The organism is Sphingomonas sp., from assembly GCF_965200105.1.
Taxonomy (GTDB): domain Bacteria; phylum Pseudomonadota; class Alphaproteobacteria; order Sphingomonadales; family Sphingomonadaceae; genus Solisphingomonas.
Genome location: NZ_CBDATN010000003.1, coordinates 498,238 through 514,497 on the forward strand (window position 1 = coordinate 498,238; position 16,260 = coordinate 514,497).

Genomic DNA, 16,260 nt, shown 5'->3' on the forward strand with positions numbered 1-16,260 from the left:
CAATCGGCTCCGAGGCGTAACGATAGCAACTCAGGTTAAAACGGCACGTTGATAGCGCCATGCGAACCCCAGCTCCGAACCAAACCTACGACACGCCCGTCAGGCGGTACGAAGCCGTCGCGTCGCCTCCGAGGGATCAGGGCGTGGTGAACTCACTAGGACATGCGTTCGAAGTCGAGGCGCTTCCCGACGACATGAAACGGACGCTCGCGCGCCTGCGCTGATCAACGCTCGCGGCTGAGCTCGTCCACCTGATCCATGATCTTCTGGAGCACCGTGGTGCTCGTATCGGTCTTGTGGTCGCGACGCGAAGGCAGCTTGCCGTCGGACAGTAGCCCTTCGAGTGCGACGCGGCCGCGGGCGACGCGGCTCTTGATCGTGCCCACCGCGCACCCGCAGATCTCCGCCGCCTCCTCGTAAGCGAAGCCGCCCGCACCGACGAGGATCAGCGCCTCGCGCTGCGGTTGCGGGAGGTGAAGGAGCGCGCGCTGCATGTCGCCGAGCTCGACGTGGCGATCCTGGCTGGCGGGCGCTGCGAGCAGCTTGGACGCGGTGATCTCGTCCCATTCGCCCTTGAAGCGGGCGCGGCGCATCTGGCTCAGGAACAGGTTCCTGAGGATGATGAAGGTCCAGGCCCGCATGTTGGTGCCGGCCTGAAAACGCTGGCGCGCCGCCCAGGCCTTGAGGAGAGTTTCCTGCACGAGATCATCGGCGAGATCGCGATTGCCGGACAGCGATCGGCCGAAGGCGCGCAGGTGCGGAATGACCTGCGCGAGCTGGACCTTGAACTCGTCGTCAGGCAGGGGCGTATGAGGAATGGGCGCGGCTTCGTCCGCGTCCTCGTCCGCCGCCGGCGGATCGGACATCGTCATCGAATCTCCACGCTCCATTGCTCGGGCGACAGCGCCCGCATCGAGATAGGCGCGCGCAGGGCGCTACGCCAGTGGCCCCGTCGGTGCGCGGGAATCAACGATAGTAGAGAAGGATCGCGGCGAATACGATGATGATGAGCAGCGTCGAGATCGCGAGCACGTAGCGGCCGATACCCGGCGTCTCGCCGCCACGAACCTCGTCCGTCGATTTCACCGGCCTGCGTTCGTTGACCATGACATGCTCCGAGATCGTTTCGCGGCCAACGTGACGGGCGGGTGGCGGTTCCCGCCGTCGATCATGCCGGCACCGTGGCTCCGTCGAAGAACAGGGCCTGCGCGATCGCGGCCTTGACCGTGGAGCGCTGGAACGGCTTCGTGATGAGGAAGGTCGGCTCGGGCCGCTCGCCGGTCAGCAGCCGCTCGGGGAAGGCGGTGATGAAGATCACCGGCACCTCGAATTGGGCGAGGATGTCCTTCACCGCATCGATACCCGAACTGTCGTCCGCAAGCTGTATGTCGGCGAGCACCAGCCCAGGGCGGCGCGCCATCGCCTGGCTGACCGCCTCGTCGCGCGTCACCGCGACGCCCGTGACGCCGTGGCCGAGATCGCGCACGATCGTCTCCAGGTCCATCGCGATGATCGGCTCGTCCTCTATGATGAGCACCTCGGCACGCGTCTGCCGCTCGATCTCCGCGAGCGCGTCGGCGACGAGCGTGTCGACCTCGTCGACGTCCGAGTCCATCAGGTAGGCGGTGTCCTCGGTGGTGAAGCCCTCCATGGCGGTGAGCAGCAACGCCTGGCGCGAGCGCGGCGTAATTCGCGCGAGGCGGGCTTGCGCGATCGCCTCGCCGCCACCCGACGCCTCCTGCCCGCCGTCGATGCCGGTATCCACCGACGAGGATTGCCAGATCGCCTGAAAGGTCCGGTAGAGCCCGAGACGGGGATCGACGTCGCGCGGAAAGTCGCCAGGCGCCGCGATGATCGCCTCCAGCGTCGCGCGGACATAGGTGTCGCCCTCCTTCTGGCTGCCCGTGAGCGCACGCGCGTAGCGGCGCAAGAAAGGAAGATGCGGCGCGAGTTCCTGACCGAGCGACATAAAGCGTTCCAGACTCCTTGCCAGTTGACCTGGCCTAATGATCGCGGGGTCCGGAGCGACGGCATCGACGTCGCTTCGTCCGCTTCCCCCCACGCGGCAGCATCCGCGCGAACGCGGACTAAGACGTGGGAACAATCGGTGCTGATTTTTGTTTCCCGCGAACTCCGCGATTTACTCGCGCGAGGCGCATCGGCCGCGCGGCCGATGTTTCGAGTCAGCTTCACGGACGGTGATCGCGAAGGCGGCGCCGCATCGACGGGGGACGAAGCAAGGTGGTGGTGCGCGACGACAAGGCACGGGACGCGCGAGAGCCCGCCAAGCAGCCCGGTGAGGCCAAGCCGGTCAGTCGTGACGTCGGCCACGCGCTCCGCTCGGTCTACGTCGAGACCGTGAACGAGGAGGTTCCCATGGAGCTGCTCGATCTCCTCGGCAAGCTCGACTGAGGAGGGGATGGCGGCGACCGCCCCGATCCCGGGGGCGCCGCCCGGCACCACGCCGCCGCCATCGGTGGCGCGAGCATTCGCGCGGCTGTCGACCAGCATCAAGATGCTCATCATCCTCACGCTGGCGTTGTTGCCGCTGGGCGTGATCTCTTCGCTTGCGTCGATCGAGGCATCGCGGGCGGCGCATCGCAACCGCGTGCTCGCCGCGCAGCTCCTCGCCGGCAACAGCGCCGACCGGCTCAGCCTCTTCGTCGATCGCAGCGCCGCCGCGTTGCGCGGATTGCACGGGCGCGGCGCCTCCGGCTGTCGGCACGCAGCGGACGTACTCGAGGTCCAGCGGGTGTCGGTGGCCATGTTCGACGCCGCGGGCCGCACCATCTGCCACACCGTCGGCTTCGAGGCGTCGCCGCCCGCCATGCTGGCGCTCGACGCACCGCCGCTGGTCGCGCTCACGGCGAACGGCGACGCCTTGCTGGTGGAGACCGCGGCGGCAGGCGGGATGGCGATGGCCGAGATCCCGAGACGGGCGCTGACGCAGGCGAGCCACCCTAATGCCGTCGACGGCAGCTATGACCTGAGGCTCATCGCCCCGGACGGTGCGACGCTTCGTCTGGCCGCGATGCGCGCTGTGGTGATCGGGCGTGACATCGCCACCGTGGCACCAGTCGCGGGGGGGCAGCTACGGCTCGCCATGACGATCGAGTCGGCGCCGCTCGGCGCTACCGAGATCCTGCTCGTGATCCTGCCGATGCTGATGTGGGTGGCGGGCGCCGCGATCGGCTGGCTGGTAGTCGACCGGCTGCTGATCCGTCCGCTAGGTCAACTCGAACGTGCCATCGATCACTCGCGTACGCGCGGCGGACGGCTGGTGGTTCCCGTCTCCACCACGCCCGCGCACGAAATTCGCAGCTTGGGCGATGCGCTGATCGCCGCGAGCGCGACCATCGCGCGGCACGAGACCGAACTCGAGGACGGCCTCGCTCGCCAGACGAAGCTGACGCGCGAGGTGCACCACCGCGTCAAGAACAATCTCCAGGTGATCGCCAGCCTGCTGAACATCCACGCGCGGGGCGCCACGACGCCGGAGGCCACCGCCGCCTACGCCGCAATCCAGCGCCGCGTGGATGCGCTGGCGCTGGTCCACCGCTCCCATTACGCGGAGCTGGAGGTGAATCGCGGACTGGCGCTGCGGCCGCTGGTCGGCGAGCTGTGCGCGAACCTGCGCGGCTCCGCCGGCCGCGACGTGCGCGCGCCATCGATACTGCTCGACGTGGAGCCGGCACAGGTCAATCAGGACGTAGCGGTGTCGGTGGCTTTCCTGATCACCGAGCTTCTCGAGCTGGCGATGATGCGGGCGGCGGGCGCCGTCGTCACCATCGCGCTCCATGCCGAGCAGGAGGGCCAGCGAGCAAGGCTGTCGGTGACCTCCAGCGCGCTGAGGCAAGACGCCGCGCCCGTCGACGAAGTATTTGAGCGCGGAGAGCGTATCGTCACCGGCCTCGCGCGGCAATTGCGATCGCCGCTGGATCGGGACGACGAGCGCGGCGCCGTCACGATCGTCTTCCCGATCCTACCTCTCGATCCGTCTCGAACCTAGCGCTTCGCCGCAGGCGGACGGCCGGTGGACCCGCGTCGCGTGACCTCCTCCTGCTCGGCAGCTCCCGAGCCGTCCTTGGCGGCCGGCTGCTCCTGCTCGCTGCCACGATCCTTGGACGGCGGTGTGGCTGGGGGCTTGGCCATGGCAATGCTCCTGTAGGTCGAGCCGGACAACGGGCCGATGTGGAAGAATGTTCATCTATTAATGTCGCAGTCGCCGCCGGAGGGAACCTCGCGCGCCCGTCCTCCGTTATGGTCTTCGAACAGCGAGATTTTGCCCCCCCGCTCTCGCTGTTTAGAATATGGGCCCGGAGATGCTGCCTCCCCCCGGCGGCGCTCCGGGCCCGATTTGCATAGAGCCTTGGCATACCGTTGGCGTCACGTCTCTCCGACCGCGTCGGAGCGTTACGGATAGAGACGGAACCAAAGGCGCGACGCGTCATTTCCCTGACCGCCAGTGCACATAGCACGTCCAGAAAGGGAAATGACCGATGGTCCGCAAGATCCTCACCGCCGGCCTCGTCGTCGGCGCGCTCGCCACCGCCGCCTGCAACACCGTCGCCGGCGCCGGCAAGGATGTCTCCTCCGTCGGCCACGCGGCTTCCAAGGAAGCCAACAAGGATAAGTGATCTTCGCCTTCGGGCTCAATCAGGGGCGTCGCGGCGATCGTCGCGGCGCCCTCTTTTATACCGCCGCCTCGCGCGCCCGGCCGCGCTCGGTGAACCAGATCGCGATCAGCGCGAGTTCGTAGAGCAGCACCAGCGGCACCGCGAGCAGCATCATCGACACGAGATCCGGCGGGCTCAGAACTGCCGCGATCGCGGTCACGCCGACGATCGCATAGCGGCGGCTCTTCACGAGCTGCGCGCGCGTGACGATACCGGCACGCTCCATCAGCATCAGCAGGACGGGCAGCAGGAAGGCGACGCCGAAGCCGAACAGGAACTTGGTGACGAAGCTCAGATAGTTTCCGATCGCCGGCAGCGCCTCCTGCTGGATGCCGCCGACATTGCCTTGGAAGCCGAGCAGGAACTTGAGCGCCAACGGCATCGCAATGAAGTAGGCGAGCGCCGCGCCCGACAGGAACAGCACGGGCGTCAGCACTAGGAAGGGCCTAAGCGCGCGCTTCTCCTTGGCGTAGAGGCCCGGCGCCACGAATCGCCAAACCTGGTTGGCGACGATCGGGAAGCTCAGCATGCAGGCTGCGAAGAAAGCGACCTTCACCTTGGCGAAGAATGCCTCGAACACATCGGTGTAGATGAGCTTACCCTGCCCCGCGCGGAGCAACGGCTGAACGAGGAACGCGAAGATCTGCTCAGCGAAATAATAGCAGGCGAGGAAGGCGAGGAAGAGGGACGCGAAGCTCCAGATCAAACGTCGCCGGAGCTCGATGAGGTGGTCGAGCAGCGGCGCGCGCGACGCGTCGAGGCCGTCGTCGCCGAACTCCGGCGACATGTCGGTCAAGGCAGCTCCGCGGCGCGGCGCGCCGCGGCGGAGTGTTCCTCCCCGGCGACGGGAACGGGCGCCGGCAACTCGGCGACAGGCGGCGGCGTATCGTGGATCAGCGAGGCGTGCTCGCGCATGATGCGCTCATTCTCCGCCTTCCACTTCTGCTCCATCTCGGCGAGTTCGGCCTCGCGGACCATCTCGTCCATCGCCGAGCGGAAGTGGCGTGCCATCGTGCGACCCTTGCCGACCCACTGACCCACGAAGCGCATTGCGCGCGGCAGGTCCTTGGGGCCGATGAAGACGATGGCGACGAGCGCCACCACCATCATCTCCGACGGCGCGATGTCGAACATTCAGCGATCCGGCAGGAGCGTGACGGTCCAGCTCAGTCGCGCGGCCGATCGTCGCGCATCGGCTGGAGGTCACGCTCCGGCGCCGGCTCGACGGGCGGTTGCGCGCGCAGCCGCGCGGGCGGACGCGCCGACGCCTCCTCCTCCTCGGCCATGCCCTTCTTGAATTGCTTCACGCCCTTGGCGACGTCGCCCATCATCGCGGAAAAGCGGCCGCCGCCGAGCAGCAATACCGCCACGACGGCGAGGACGAGCAGGTGTACGATGCTGAAGCTGCCCATGACGTGTCTCCTTGGCGCAAGGCCTATCTAGTCCTCTTGCGCGCCGCTTACCACCTCCGTGGCGAACATCGCCTCATCGACGGGATCGAGCAGGCCCGCCGCGCGCAGATCGTCGAGGCCCGGCAGGTCACGCCGGCTGCCGAGGCCGAAATGCGCGAGGAAGGCGGATGTCGTTGCGTAGGTGAGCGGCCGCCCAGGCGCCTCGCGCCGCCCCGCCGGACGGATCCACGCCGCTTCGATCAACGCGTCCAGCGTGCCCTTGGAGATGTGTACGCCGCGGATCGCCTCGATCTCGGCGCGACTGACGGGCTCGTGATAGGCGATGATCGCCAGCGTCTCGACCCCTGCGCGGCTGAGCTTGCGTGGCTCCTCGCGCGTGCGGCGAAGGATGTGCGCGAGATCGGGCGCGGTCTCGACGTGGAAACGGCCGCCGCGCTCGACGAGGCGGACCCCGCGCGTCGCGTAGCTCGCCTCCAGCGCGGCGAGCCCGGCTGCGACGTCGGTGCCTTCGCCCGCCGCCTCCGCGATTTCGGCGCGGGACAGCGGCCGCTCGGCGGCGAACAGCACCGCCTCGACGACGCGCTCGTCCTGCCCGATCACGCGGCGCGCACCCACAACGTGCCGAACGCCTCCTCCTGCCGCAGATCGATCCGGCCGAGCCGCGCCAGCTCAAGCATGGCGACGAAGCTCGACGCTCGCGCCGAGCGCCCGAGCGCGGGCTCCGCGCCCGGCGGCAGGAAACGCTCCAGCGATGTCCAGCCGATCGCCACGCCAAGCATCGCCTCGACCCGCCGGATCGCCTCGTCGAGCGTCATCACCGCACGGGCGCGCACGACGTGGAGCACCGGCCGGTTGCGCACCGTCACCTCGCCATAGGCGGCGATCAGATCATAGAGCGAGGCTTGCCAGCGCGGCTGGCGCACCACCTTCAATCCCTCCGGTGCGCCACGCGCGAAGACGTCGCGGCCGAGCCTGTCGCGCGCCATCAGCCGCGCGCCCGCCTCACGCATCGCGTCGAGCTGCTGGAGACGGAGCTGGAGCCTCAGCGCGAGCTCCTCCGCGCTGGGCTCGATCTCGGGATCGCGCGGCAGCAGCAGCGCGGACTTCAGATAGGCGAGCCAGGCTGCCATCACCAGATAGTCGGCGGCAAGCTCGAGCCGGAAGGCGCGCGCGTCGGCAAGGAAGGCAAGATACTGCTCGACGAGCGCGAGGATCGAAATCTCACGAAGATCGACCTTCTGCGCGCGCGCGAGCGTCAGCAGAAGGTCGAGCGGCCCCTCCCACCCGTCGATATCGATGGTCAGCGTGCCGGGCGCGTCGTCCATCACTCGAGCCTAGAACGAAGCGGCTATCGGTGGCATCATCCTCGAAGCAACGCGTCGCGACGGGCCGTGATCTGCGCCACGTCCACGGCCGGCGGCGTGCGCGGCACGAGCACGGTCGCGCGATCCAGCCGCGCGCGGGCCGTCGCGCCAACCGGATCCAGCGCGGATGCGACCACCATCATCTCGGCCATCTCGCCCGAACAGTGCAGCGCGACGTCGCAGCCGGCGGCGACAGCTCCCGCCGCGCGTTCGCCGAAGCCGCCCGCCAGAGCCTTCATGCCGATATCATCGGACATCAACAGTCCGTCGAAGCCGATGCGGCGCCGGATCACCTCGCCGATCACCACCGGCGAGAGGCTGGCGCAGCGCTCCCGATCCCAGGCGGTGTAGACGATGTGCGCGGTCATCCCGAAGCCGGCGTCGGCCAGCGCGGCGAAGGGTGCGAGATCCTCCTCGAGCGCCGCTTCGTCCGCCTCGACGACGGGAAGCGAGAGGTGGCTGTCGGCGGTGGCGCGGCCGTGGCCGGGCATGTGCTTGACGACGCCGGCGACGCCGCCCTCGCGCAGGCCCGCGAGGACCGCGCGCCCGAGCGTCGCGACCTGCGCGGCATCGCTGCCGAGCGCGCGGTCGCCGATGATCGCGTCGGCGCCGGGCCGCGCGACGTCCAGTAGCGGCAGGCAATCGACCGTGATCCCGCTCTCGCGCAGGCTCGCGCCGATCAGCATGGCGTTGAGCCGCGCCGCCTCGACCGCACCCGCCGGATCGCGCGCGTAGAGTTCGGCGAAGCGCGCGGCGGCGGGCAGCGCCGGCCAGCATGGCGGGCCCATGCGCTGCACACGGCCGCCTTCCTGATCGATCAGGATCGGCAGATCGTCGCGGCCGGAGAGTGCGCGAAGGTCGTCGGTGAGCGCGCGGAGCTGCGTGGGATCGACGCAGTTGCGCTTGAACAGGATGTAGCCGGCGGGTTCCGCGTCGCGGAAGAAGGCGCGCTCGTCGGCGGTGAGCGCCGGGCCGGCGAGACCGAGGATGGCGGGGATCATGCTTCCGCGTTACGGCCCGCCGCCGCCCGCGACAAGGCGGACGGCGGACGAGCTGACGCTCACCCCACGACGAGGCAGGTGTCTCCCGAGACCTTGAGCTTGGCGCAGACCGTGCCGGCCTGCCCGCCGGCGACGGCACGCAGGCGATAGACGGTCTTGCCGTTGACCTCGCTCGCGGCGACCGAGTGGGGAAGCGGCGCCAGCGTGGCGAAGCGACCGGACAGCGACTTCCACGCCGCTTCCGCCTTGGCTTGGCTGGAGAAGGCGCCGAGCTGTACCTGCGAGCCGCTCCTGCCCCCCGTGGTGGCGGCCGTCTCCGTCGGCGCGTTCGCGGTGGGCTTCGGCGCGGCGACCGGCGCGGGCGTGGCGGGCTTCGCCGGCGCCGGCTGCGCCTGCGCGACCTGCGTGGCGGGCTTCGCCGCCGGCGCGGGGACCGGCGCCTTGGCGACCTGCGCGGGCGGCGGCACTGGTGGCGTCGGCGCGACAGGCTTCCTCTTCTCGATCGGCGTCTCGGGCGTCGCGGCGAGATCGATCTGGCCGTTCACGTCGGCGCCCTCGCTCGCGGCGTAACTCGAATCACCCTGGCCTTGCGGGCGCATCCCGCCGGGCTCCGCCGGCTTCACCTTGTAGGGCCCGGGCTGCGCCGCGATCTCGGTGGGAAGGCCGGTGCCGTCGCCGCCGACCGCGCGTTGGCGCAGCCAGTAGATGCCGCCGACGACGAGGCCGAGCACGATCAGCGCCACGACGAGACCGGCGATCAGGCGGCCGACGGACACGCCCTCCTCGACCGGCTCCTCATCCACCGGCTCCAGCCAGGGCAGCCGCTCCTCGTCCGCCGCACCCAAACCGTCACGCCCCACATCGGACATAGTCACATCTCCTCGGCCGCCGCCACGCCCATGATGGACAGACCGTTTCGCACAATCTGCCCGATCGCGCCCGCGAGGGAAAGTCGCGCGAGCGTCAAGTCCGCGCGTTCCTGCACCAGGAAACGGCGCGCGGGCACGTCGTTGCCACGGTTCCACTGCGCGTGGAACGCCGCCGCGAGATCGTAGAGGTAGAAGGCGATGCGGTGCGGTTCCCGCGTCCCCGCCGCCTGCTCCACCACGCGCGGGAACTGCGCGGCCAGCGCCACCAGCGCCAGCTCGTCCTCGTCGAGCAGCGACAGCTCCGCCTCGCCCGTAATGCCAAGCTCTGCCGCCTTGCGCTGCAGCGAGCGAATGCGGGCGTGGGCGTACTGGACGTAGAAGACCGGATTGTCCTTCGAGGCTTCCACGACCTTGGCGAAATCGAAGTCCATCTGCGCGTCGGCCTTGCGCGTCAGCATGGTGAAGCGGACGACGTCGCGGCCCACCTCCTCCACCACCTCGGCGAGCGTGACGAAGTTGCCCGAGCGCTTGGACATCTTCACCGGCTCGCCGTCGCGCAGCAGGCGGACCATCTGCACGAGCTTGACGTCGAACGGCTTGGCGCCCCCCGGTTCATTGGCGGTGAGCGCCGCGACCGCCGCCTGGATGCGCTTCACCGTGCCGGCATGGTCCGCGCCCCAGATGTCGATAAGCTGGTCCGCATCCTCCGCCTTCTGCGCGTGGTAGGCGAGGTCGGTGCCGAAGTAGGTGAGCCCGCCGTCCGCCTTCCTGACGGGGCGATCCTGATCGTCGCCGAAGCGCGATGCGCGGAACAGCGTCATCGGTTCGGGCGCCCAGTCGTCGGGTACCTCCCCCTTAGGCGGCTCCAGCGTGCCCTCGTACAGGAGGCCGTCCGCCGTCAGTCGGGCAAAGGCGGCTTCCACCTTGCCCGCGTCCTGCACCTCCGCCTCCGAGGCGAAGACGTCATGGTGGATGCCGAGCAGCGCGAGATCGGCGCGGATCATGTCCATCATCGCCGCGACCGCCCTGCGGCGGAACAGCGCCAGCCACTCGCCTTCGGGCGCGGCGGCGTAGCGGGTGCCATGCTCGGCGGCGAGCGCGACGCCGACGGGGATCAGATAGTCGCCCGGGTAAAGCCCCTCCGGGATCGGGCCGACCTCCTCTCCCAACGCCTCGCGATAGCGGACGTGCGCCGAGCGCGCGAGCGTCTGGACCTGCGCGCCCGCATCGTTGACGTAATATTCGCGCGTGACGGGATGGCCGGCAAAGGCGAGCAGGCTGGCGAGCGCGTCGCCCACCACCGCGCCCCGGCAATGGCCCATGTGCATCGGCCCGGTGGGATTGGCCGAGACATATTCGATGTTCACGCGCCGGCCCTCGCCCGTCCGCGAGCGGCCATAGTCGCCCCCCGCCGCGTGGATCGCCGCCAGTTCGTCCCGCCAGACCTGCGACGAGAGGCGGAGGTTGAGGAAGCCCGGGCCCGCCACCTCGACCCCGGTCACGCCGTCCACCGCCTCCAGCCGCGGCGCGAGCAGCGCGGCGAGCGCGCGCGGGTTAGTGCCGGCGGGCTTGGCGAGCACCATCGCGGCGTTGGTGGCGAGATCGCCGTGCGCGGGATCGCGCGGCGGCTCGATCGCCACTGCACGCCGCGCGAGCCCCGCCGGCAGCGCGCAGTCCGCCTCCATCGCGTCGAGGAGGCGTCCGATCTCGGCGGTGAAGCGGGCGTAGAGGGTGTCGGCCATGGCGCGCGCCGATAGCGTGGCGGACGAGGCGCGGCAAACCGGCTTCGATCAGGGCGTCGGGCTACGCGGCGCCCGCTCCCGTCGCGCGTTCGAAAAGCCAGACGCGGATCGCGCTGGCGAGGTTCGGCGGATCGGACGCGCCCACCCGTTCCGCGTCGATCCGCGCGACCAGCGCCGAGAGCGGCACGCCCTCGCGCGCCGCCGCGGCGACGAGCGCCTCCCAGAACACCGGCTCGAGACTGATCGAGGTCGCGTGGCCGGCGATCGCGACCGAGCGCTTGATCGGGCCAGACACGCGCGCTCCCGTCAGTACATGTGCTGCCCGCCGTTGATCGACAGCGTCGAGCCGGTGATGAAGCCGGCATCCTCCGCGCACAGGAAGCAGACGCCGCGCGCGATCTCGCTCGCCTGGCCGAGCCGGCCGACCGGGATGCGCGCGACGATCTTCTCCAGCACGTCGTCGGGAACGGCGGCGACCATGTCGGTGTCGATATAGCCCGGCGCGATCGCGTTCACGGTGACGCCGAACTTGGCGCCCTCCTGCGCTAGCGCCTTGGTGAAGCCGTGGATGCCCGACTTGGCGGCGGCGTAGTTGACCTGGCCGTACTGGCCCGCCTGGCCATTGATCGAGCCGATGTTGACGACGCGGCCCCATCTGCGCTCCCGCATGCCGGGAAAGGTCGCTTTCACCATGTTGAAGCAGCCGCCCAGATTGGTGTCGATCACCGCCTTCCACTGCTCGTAGCTCTGCTTCAGGATCGTCGAGTCGCGCGTGATGCCGGCATTGTTGACGACGATGTCGACCTCGCCGAGCTCGTCGCGCACCTTGCCGACGCCGGCCGCGCACGCTTCGGGATCGGAGACGTCCCACTTGTAGGCGGCGATGCCGGTGCGCTCGGTGAAGGCGGCGGCCTTGGCGTCGTCGCCACCGTAATTGGCCGCGACGGTGACGCCGTCCGCCTTCAGCATCAAGCTGATCGCCTCGCCTATGCCGCGCGTACCGCCCGTCACGATTGCCGTTCGTGCCATGGACCTCTCCTTTGTTTGCATCGGAGCCTAGGTGCGGGACGTCCAGCCTTCAAGCTCGCGCGAGAGGATCGTCCGGAGCATGGCGACGCCTTCGTCCGAGGCGTTGAGGCAGGGCAGGCACGCGAACTCCTCCCCGCCCGCCGCGAGGAAGGTCTCGCGGCCGCGGATCGCCAGCTCCTCCAGCGTCTCGACGCAATCGGCCGAGAAGCCCGGCGCGACGATCGCCAGCTTGTGGATGCCGCGCGCGGGCAGCTCCGCGAGCGTCGCGTCGGTCGCGGGCTCCAGCCACTTCGCACGCCCGAACCGCGACTGGAAGCACACGACCAGTTCGCGGCCGAGCGCGTCGGAGAGCAGCCGCGCGGTCTTGCGGCAATGGCAGTGGTAGGGATCGCCCAGCGTCAGCGTCCGCTGCGGCATGCCGTGGAAGCTCGCCATGATCGCGTCCGGCACGAAGGGCAGCGCCGCCACTTCGCGCTCGATCGAGGCGGCGAGCGCGGCGATGTAGGCGGGATCGTCGTGGTAGGGCGGCAGCGTGCGCAGCGCCGGTTGCCAGCGCATCGTCGCCAGCGCGGCGTAGGCGGCGTCGTTGGCGGTGGCGGTCGTCGCGGCGCAATATTGCGGGTAGAGCGGCGCCACGAGGATGCGCTCGCAACCCCGCGCCTTCAGGTCGGCGAGCCGGTCACCGATCGCCGGGTTCCCGTAGCGCATGGCATGATCGACGATCACGTCCGGGCCGAAGGCGTCGCGGAGCGCGCGCGCCTGCGCGGCGGTGATCGCGGCGAGCGGCGAGCCCGCCTCGCTCCACACCTGCCGGTAGGCGTGCGCCGACTTCGCCGGCCGCGTCCTCAGGATCATGCCGTGCAGGATCGGCAGCCAGGCGACGCGCGGGATCTCGACGACGCGGCGATCCGACAGGAACTCGGCGAGATAGCGGCGCACCGCGCCCGCCTCCGCCGCGTCGGGCGTGCCGAGGTTGACGAGGAGGACGCCGACGCGCGGCGACGGGATCGGCGGATGATCGGGCGGACGGTGGCTCACGGCAGGCTCAACGGCAGCGATCGCGATCGGTGCCCGGTAAGCGCGGCGAGCGCGTTGGCGAGCGCGGCCGCGACGGGGGGAACCGTCAGCCCCGACACGCCGCCAGGATCGGCGAGGCTCGGCACCAACCGGACGCGCAGCTCCGGTGCCGTGGCCACCGTCGGGATGCCGATCTCGCCGATCCGTCGCCGCGCCGGCAGACCCGCCGTCACCGTCACCCCGGGGCCGAGCGCGTGCGGCAATGCGAACAGCAGCCCGCCCGCAACCTGCCGCCGCACGAGATCGGGATTGACCATCCGCCCGCAGTCGGCCGCGCAGGTGAGCCGCTCGACGACGATCGCCCCGCCCTCGACTCGCACCTGCGCGAGGACGGCGGCGAAGCTGCCATAGGCGGCGTGAACGGCGAGGCCCTGCCCCACGCCGGCGATGCCGCCCTGCCACTCGCCCATTACCGCCACGCGCGACAGGCAATCGGCGAGGCGCGGCTCGTCGCCCAGCATGGCGATGCGGAACGACAGCGGATCGACGCCGGCCTGGGCGGCGAGCTCGTCGACGAAGCTCTCGGCGAAGAAGCAGGCGGCGACGCCCGCCTCGCCGCGTACGACACCCGTTGGCAGGCGGAGGTCGGCGGCGTGATGCGCGACCTCCACCTTCGGGATCGCGTAAGGCGGTGGGCCCGGCCGGGCGCCACCGGTCGGCACGTGCGGCAGCATCGGCGCGAACGTCGCCTCGACCGCGTCGTGGCTCGCGATCTCGGCACGCCAGGAGGCGATCCGACCGGATGCCACCGTCGCCGTCAGGCGCGCGCGCGCGGGCGGGCCGAAGCGATCGTGGAGGGACGCCTCGACGCGCGACCACATGAGCTGCACCGGCCGCCGCACGGTGGCGGCGATCCGCGCGGCCTGCGCGACGGCGGCGTGATCGAGCCCCTGGCCGAAGCCACCGCCGACCGGCATCGGATAGAGCGCGACGCGATCCTCGCCCCACCCGATCGCGCTCGCCGCCGCCGCGCGCGCGTCGCCCGGCGCCTGCGTCGCCGCCCAGATCTCCAGCCGATCGCCGGTTAGACGCGCGGTGGCGGCGGGCGTCTCGATCGCGGCGAGCGCGACCGGTCCGCTGATGTAGTCGGCGCGGATCTCGCCCGAGGCGGGCGGTGACTCCGGGCCGAGCGCGTCGGCGAGCGCGCGTGCGATCGAGGCGTCGTCCGGCAGACCTCCGCGCGTCTCGAAGCGAGGTGCCAGCCGATCAAGCGCGCGGTTCGCCGCCCACCAATTGTCAGCCACCGCCGCGACCCAGCCGGGCGTGTCGACGATCGCGACGAGGTCCGGCACGTCGCGCACCGCCACCTTGTCGAGGTGGACGAGCCGACTATTGCCGAGCGGCGCCTGCCGGACCGCCGCGAACACCATGCCGGGCAGCCGCACGTCGCCCGCGAAGCGCGTCGAGCCGTCGAGCTTGGCGGCGGCGTCGAGCGGCGGGACCGCGCGCCCGGAGAGGCCGCCGTCGCCGATGCTGCGGAGCGGCGGCTGCTCGGGCGGCTGGAACCCCGCCGCCTCCGCCGCCAGTTCGGCGAAGCGCAGCCGATCGCGGCCGCGCACCACGAAGCCCGCCTCGACGTCGCACGCCCGCCAATCGATGCCCCAGCGCTCCGCCGCCGCCATGCAGAGCAGCGCGCGCGCGGTCGCGGCGGCCGTCCGCATCGGCCGCTCGAACCCACGCAGCGACGTCGACAGCGCGGTGACCGCGAAGCCCTCCTCGTGCGCCCGCCTGCGGGCATAGCCGGTCAGGATCGGCGCGGCGGCATCGGGCAGCGCGTGCTCGGCGAGTTCGCCCGCGAGCAGCAGGTTGGCGGTGGCGGGGCTGGCCGGCGCCGGCTCGACCGCCACCGTCCGCCAGTCCGCGCCGAGCTCGTCGGCCGCGACCTGCGCGAGCGCGGTCCAGATCCCCTGCCCCGTCTCGGCCTGCGGCACCAGCACGACGACGCGGCCATTCTCGCCGATCCTGAGGAACGGACCGAGCACCGTCTCGCCCGGAGCGCGCGCGACGTTCGCGCCCCAGCGGCGCGGCCAAAGCGTCCACGCGACGAGGAGACCGACGCCTGCACCGCCGCCCGTCAGCACCCGCCGCCGCGTGATCCCGCCCGCCATGACCGAGACCCTAGGCGGAGGACGCACCCCGAATCCACTCCCGAAGGCGCCGCTCCGGCCGGATCATCATGTTGCGCACGCCGCCGCCGCCGCTACAGCACCGCCATGCCGCCGGTCGATCCCGCCCACTTTACCCACTTCGCCGATCTCGGGCTTTCGCCGGTCGCCGTGCAGCTCGGGCCGCTGGCGATCCGCTGGTATTCGCTGGCCTACATCACCGGGATCCTCGTCGGCTGGTGGTACCTGCTGAAGCTCATCGCGCAGCCCGGGGCGCCGATGGCGCGGCGCCACGCCGACGATTTCGTGTTCTACGCGACGCTGGGCGTGCTGCTCGGCGGCCGGCTCGGCTACGTGCTGTTCTACCGGCCGGACTATTATCTCCAGCATCCGGGCGAGGTCCTGCGGCTGTGGGAGGGCGGCATGTCGTTCCACGGCGGCGCGATCGGCGTCACGCTGGCCATCCTGATCTTCTGTCGTCGACAGGCGCTCTCCTTCCTGCGGGTGTGCGACTATATCTCGGTCCTGGTGCCGATCGGGTTGCTCTTCGGCCGTATCGCCAACTTCGTGAACGGCGAGCTGTGGGGCAAGGCGACCGACGTGCCGTGGGCGATCGTCTTCCCCGGCGGCGGCGACGTGCCGCGTCACCCGAGCCAGCTTTACGAGGCGGCGCTGGAGGGCATCATCCTCTTCGCTATCCTGAGCGTGACCTTCTGGCGAAGCGCGACCGCGCGCTACAAGCCGGGCTTCATCACCGGCGTGTTCCTCGTCTGCTACTCCCTGTTCCGCTTCCTGGTCGAGTTCGTACGCGAGCCCGACGAGCAACTCGTCGAGTTCGCGCGGGAAACGGGCCTTCACATGGGCCAGTGGCTCTGCGTGCCGATGCTGCTGCTGGGCCTCTACCTGATCGCGACCGCGCCGGGACGCCGCCAGCGCGTGGAGCCGATCGCCGGGAGCGCGAGCGTCGCCTGATCTCGCCGACGAG

General features: G+C 70.5%; 20 protein-coding genes. 4 read left to right on the forward strand and 16 right to left on the reverse strand.

Annotated features, from left to right (window positions below):
• Nucleotides 1-224: 224 nt before the first annotated feature.
• The 3 genes from ACOFKX_RS15255 to ACOFKX_RS15265 all read right to left on the reverse strand — a co-directional run bounded on the left by ACOFKX_RS15255 (nucleotide 225) and on the right by ACOFKX_RS15265 (nucleotide 1,969).
• Nucleotides 225-866 carry a sigma-70 family RNA polymerase sigma factor gene (locus tag ACOFKX_RS15255; RefSeq protein ID WP_419828279.1) on the reverse strand — a complete coding sequence of 214 codons (642 nt, stop codon included), beginning with the start codon at nucleotides 864-866 and terminating at the stop codon, nucleotides 225-227.
• A gap of 100 nt (nucleotides 867-966) precedes the next feature.
• Nucleotides 967-1,107 carry a hypothetical protein gene (locus tag ACOFKX_RS15260; protein WP_419827924.1) on the reverse strand — a complete coding sequence of 47 codons (141 nt, stop codon included), beginning with the start codon at nucleotides 1,105-1,107 and terminating at the stop codon, nucleotides 967-969.
• Between the two features lie 61 nt (nucleotides 1,108-1,168).
• On the reverse strand, nucleotides 1,169-1,969 hold the full coding sequence (locus ACOFKX_RS15265; RefSeq protein WP_419827925.1) for a response regulator: 801 nt from the start codon (nucleotides 1,967-1,969) through the stop codon (nucleotides 1,169-1,171).
• Between the two features lie 278 nt (nucleotides 1,970-2,247).
• Between ACOFKX_RS15265 and ACOFKX_RS15270 the strand changes: the two genes are divergently transcribed.
• Nucleotides 2,248-2,412 carry a NepR family anti-sigma factor gene (locus tag ACOFKX_RS15270; protein ID WP_419827926.1) on the forward strand — a complete coding sequence of 55 codons (165 nt, stop codon included), beginning with the start codon at nucleotides 2,248-2,250 and terminating at the stop codon, nucleotides 2,410-2,412.
• Nucleotides 2,413-2,419: 7 nt separating this feature from the next.
• Nucleotides 2,420-4,009: a sensor histidine kinase gene (locus ACOFKX_RS15275; RefSeq protein WP_419827927.1), complete on the forward strand. Its 1,590-nt coding sequence runs from the start codon at nucleotides 2,420-2,422 to the stop codon at nucleotides 4,007-4,009.
• Here ACOFKX_RS15275 and ACOFKX_RS15280 read toward each other — a convergent pair.
• Nucleotides 4,006-4,152, reverse strand: coding sequence for a hypothetical protein (locus ACOFKX_RS15280; protein WP_419827928.1), 147 nt, complete (start codon nucleotides 4,150-4,152; stop codon nucleotides 4,006-4,008). The genes ACOFKX_RS15275 and ACOFKX_RS15280 overlap by 4 nt on opposite strands.
• Nucleotides 4,153-4,499: 347 nt before the next feature.
• On the opposite strand from ACOFKX_RS15280, the gene ACOFKX_RS15285 reads away from it, so the two are divergent.
• Nucleotides 4,500-4,637: an entericidin A/B family lipoprotein gene (locus tag ACOFKX_RS15285; protein ID WP_419827929.1), complete on the forward strand. Its 138-nt coding sequence runs from the start codon at nucleotides 4,500-4,502 to the stop codon at nucleotides 4,635-4,637.
• 55 nt (nucleotides 4,638-4,692) lie between these two features.
• Here the strand turns inward: ACOFKX_RS15285 and tatC are convergent, their stop codons facing one another.
• The 12 genes from tatC to ACOFKX_RS15345 all read right to left on the reverse strand — a co-directional run bounded on the left by tatC (nucleotide 4,693) and on the right by ACOFKX_RS15345 (nucleotide 15,278).
• Complete coding sequence (gene tatC / locus ACOFKX_RS15290; RefSeq protein WP_419828280.1) at nucleotides 4,693-5,463, reverse strand: twin-arginine translocase subunit TatC; 771 nt, start codon at nucleotides 5,461-5,463, stop codon at nucleotides 4,693-4,695.
• Nucleotides 5,464-5,468: 5 nt separating this feature from the next.
• Nucleotides 5,469-5,810, reverse strand: coding sequence for a Sec-independent protein translocase protein TatB (tatB, locus tag ACOFKX_RS15295; protein ID WP_419827930.1), 342 nt, complete (start codon nucleotides 5,808-5,810; stop codon nucleotides 5,469-5,471).
• Between the two features lie 32 nt (nucleotides 5,811-5,842).
• Nucleotides 5,843-6,088, reverse strand: coding sequence for a Sec-independent protein translocase TatA (locus ACOFKX_RS15300; protein ID WP_419827931.1), 246 nt, complete (start codon nucleotides 6,086-6,088; stop codon nucleotides 5,843-5,845).
• A 27-nt stretch (nucleotides 6,089-6,115) separates the two neighbouring features.
• Nucleotides 6,116-6,703 (reverse strand): SMC-Scp complex subunit ScpB, encoded by a 588-nt coding sequence (gene scpB / locus ACOFKX_RS15305; RefSeq protein WP_419827932.1) that lies wholly within the window; start codon nucleotides 6,701-6,703, stop codon nucleotides 6,116-6,118.
• Nucleotides 6,685-7,413 (reverse strand): segregation and condensation protein A, encoded by a 729-nt coding sequence (locus ACOFKX_RS15310; RefSeq protein WP_419827933.1) that lies wholly within the window; start codon nucleotides 7,411-7,413, stop codon nucleotides 6,685-6,687. The genes scpB and ACOFKX_RS15310 overlap by 19 nt, the downstream gene beginning before the upstream one ends.
• 35 nt (nucleotides 7,414-7,448) lie before the next feature.
• Entirely contained in the window at nucleotides 7,449-8,453 is a 1,005-nt protein-coding gene (gene nagZ, locus ACOFKX_RS15315) for a beta-N-acetylhexosaminidase (RefSeq protein ID WP_419827934.1), read from the reverse strand.
• 59 nt (nucleotides 8,454-8,512) lie between these two features.
• Nucleotides 8,513-9,322, reverse strand: a complete 810-nt coding sequence (locus ACOFKX_RS15320) for an SPOR domain-containing protein (protein ID WP_419827935.1) — start codon at nucleotides 9,320-9,322, stop codon at nucleotides 8,513-8,515.
• A 2-nt stretch (nucleotides 9,323-9,324) separates the two neighbouring features.
• Nucleotides 9,325-11,064, reverse strand: a complete 1,740-nt coding sequence (gene argS / locus ACOFKX_RS15325; protein ID WP_419827936.1) for an arginine--tRNA ligase — start codon at nucleotides 11,062-11,064, stop codon at nucleotides 9,325-9,327.
• Nucleotides 11,065-11,125: 61 nt separating this feature from the next.
• Complete coding sequence (locus ACOFKX_RS15330; RefSeq protein ID WP_419827937.1) at nucleotides 11,126-11,359, reverse strand: ribbon-helix-helix domain-containing protein; 234 nt, start codon at nucleotides 11,357-11,359, stop codon at nucleotides 11,126-11,128.
• An 11-nt stretch (nucleotides 11,360-11,370) separates the two neighbouring features.
• The gene (gene phbB, locus ACOFKX_RS15335) at nucleotides 11,371-12,093 is read right to left on the reverse strand and encodes an acetoacetyl-CoA reductase (protein WP_419827938.1); all 723 of its coding nucleotides are present in this window, start codon (nucleotides 12,091-12,093) and stop codon (nucleotides 11,371-11,373) included.
• Between the two features lie 27 nt (nucleotides 12,094-12,120).
• Nucleotides 12,121-13,131 (reverse strand): ferrochelatase, encoded by a 1,011-nt coding sequence (gene hemH / locus ACOFKX_RS15340; protein WP_419827939.1) that lies wholly within the window; start codon nucleotides 13,129-13,131, stop codon nucleotides 12,121-12,123.
• A complete protein-coding gene (locus ACOFKX_RS15345; RefSeq protein WP_419827940.1) occupies nucleotides 13,128-15,278 on the reverse strand; it encodes a molybdopterin cofactor-binding domain-containing protein in 2,151 nt (716 codons plus the stop codon). The genes hemH and ACOFKX_RS15345 overlap by 4 nt, the downstream gene beginning before the upstream one ends.
• A 105-nt stretch (nucleotides 15,279-15,383) precedes the next feature.
• Between ACOFKX_RS15345 and lgt the strand changes: the two genes are divergently transcribed.
• Complete coding sequence (gene lgt / locus ACOFKX_RS15350) at nucleotides 15,384-16,247, forward strand: prolipoprotein diacylglyceryl transferase (protein WP_419827941.1); 864 nt, start codon at nucleotides 15,384-15,386, stop codon at nucleotides 16,245-16,247.
• Nucleotides 16,248-16,260 lie beyond the last annotated feature (13 nt).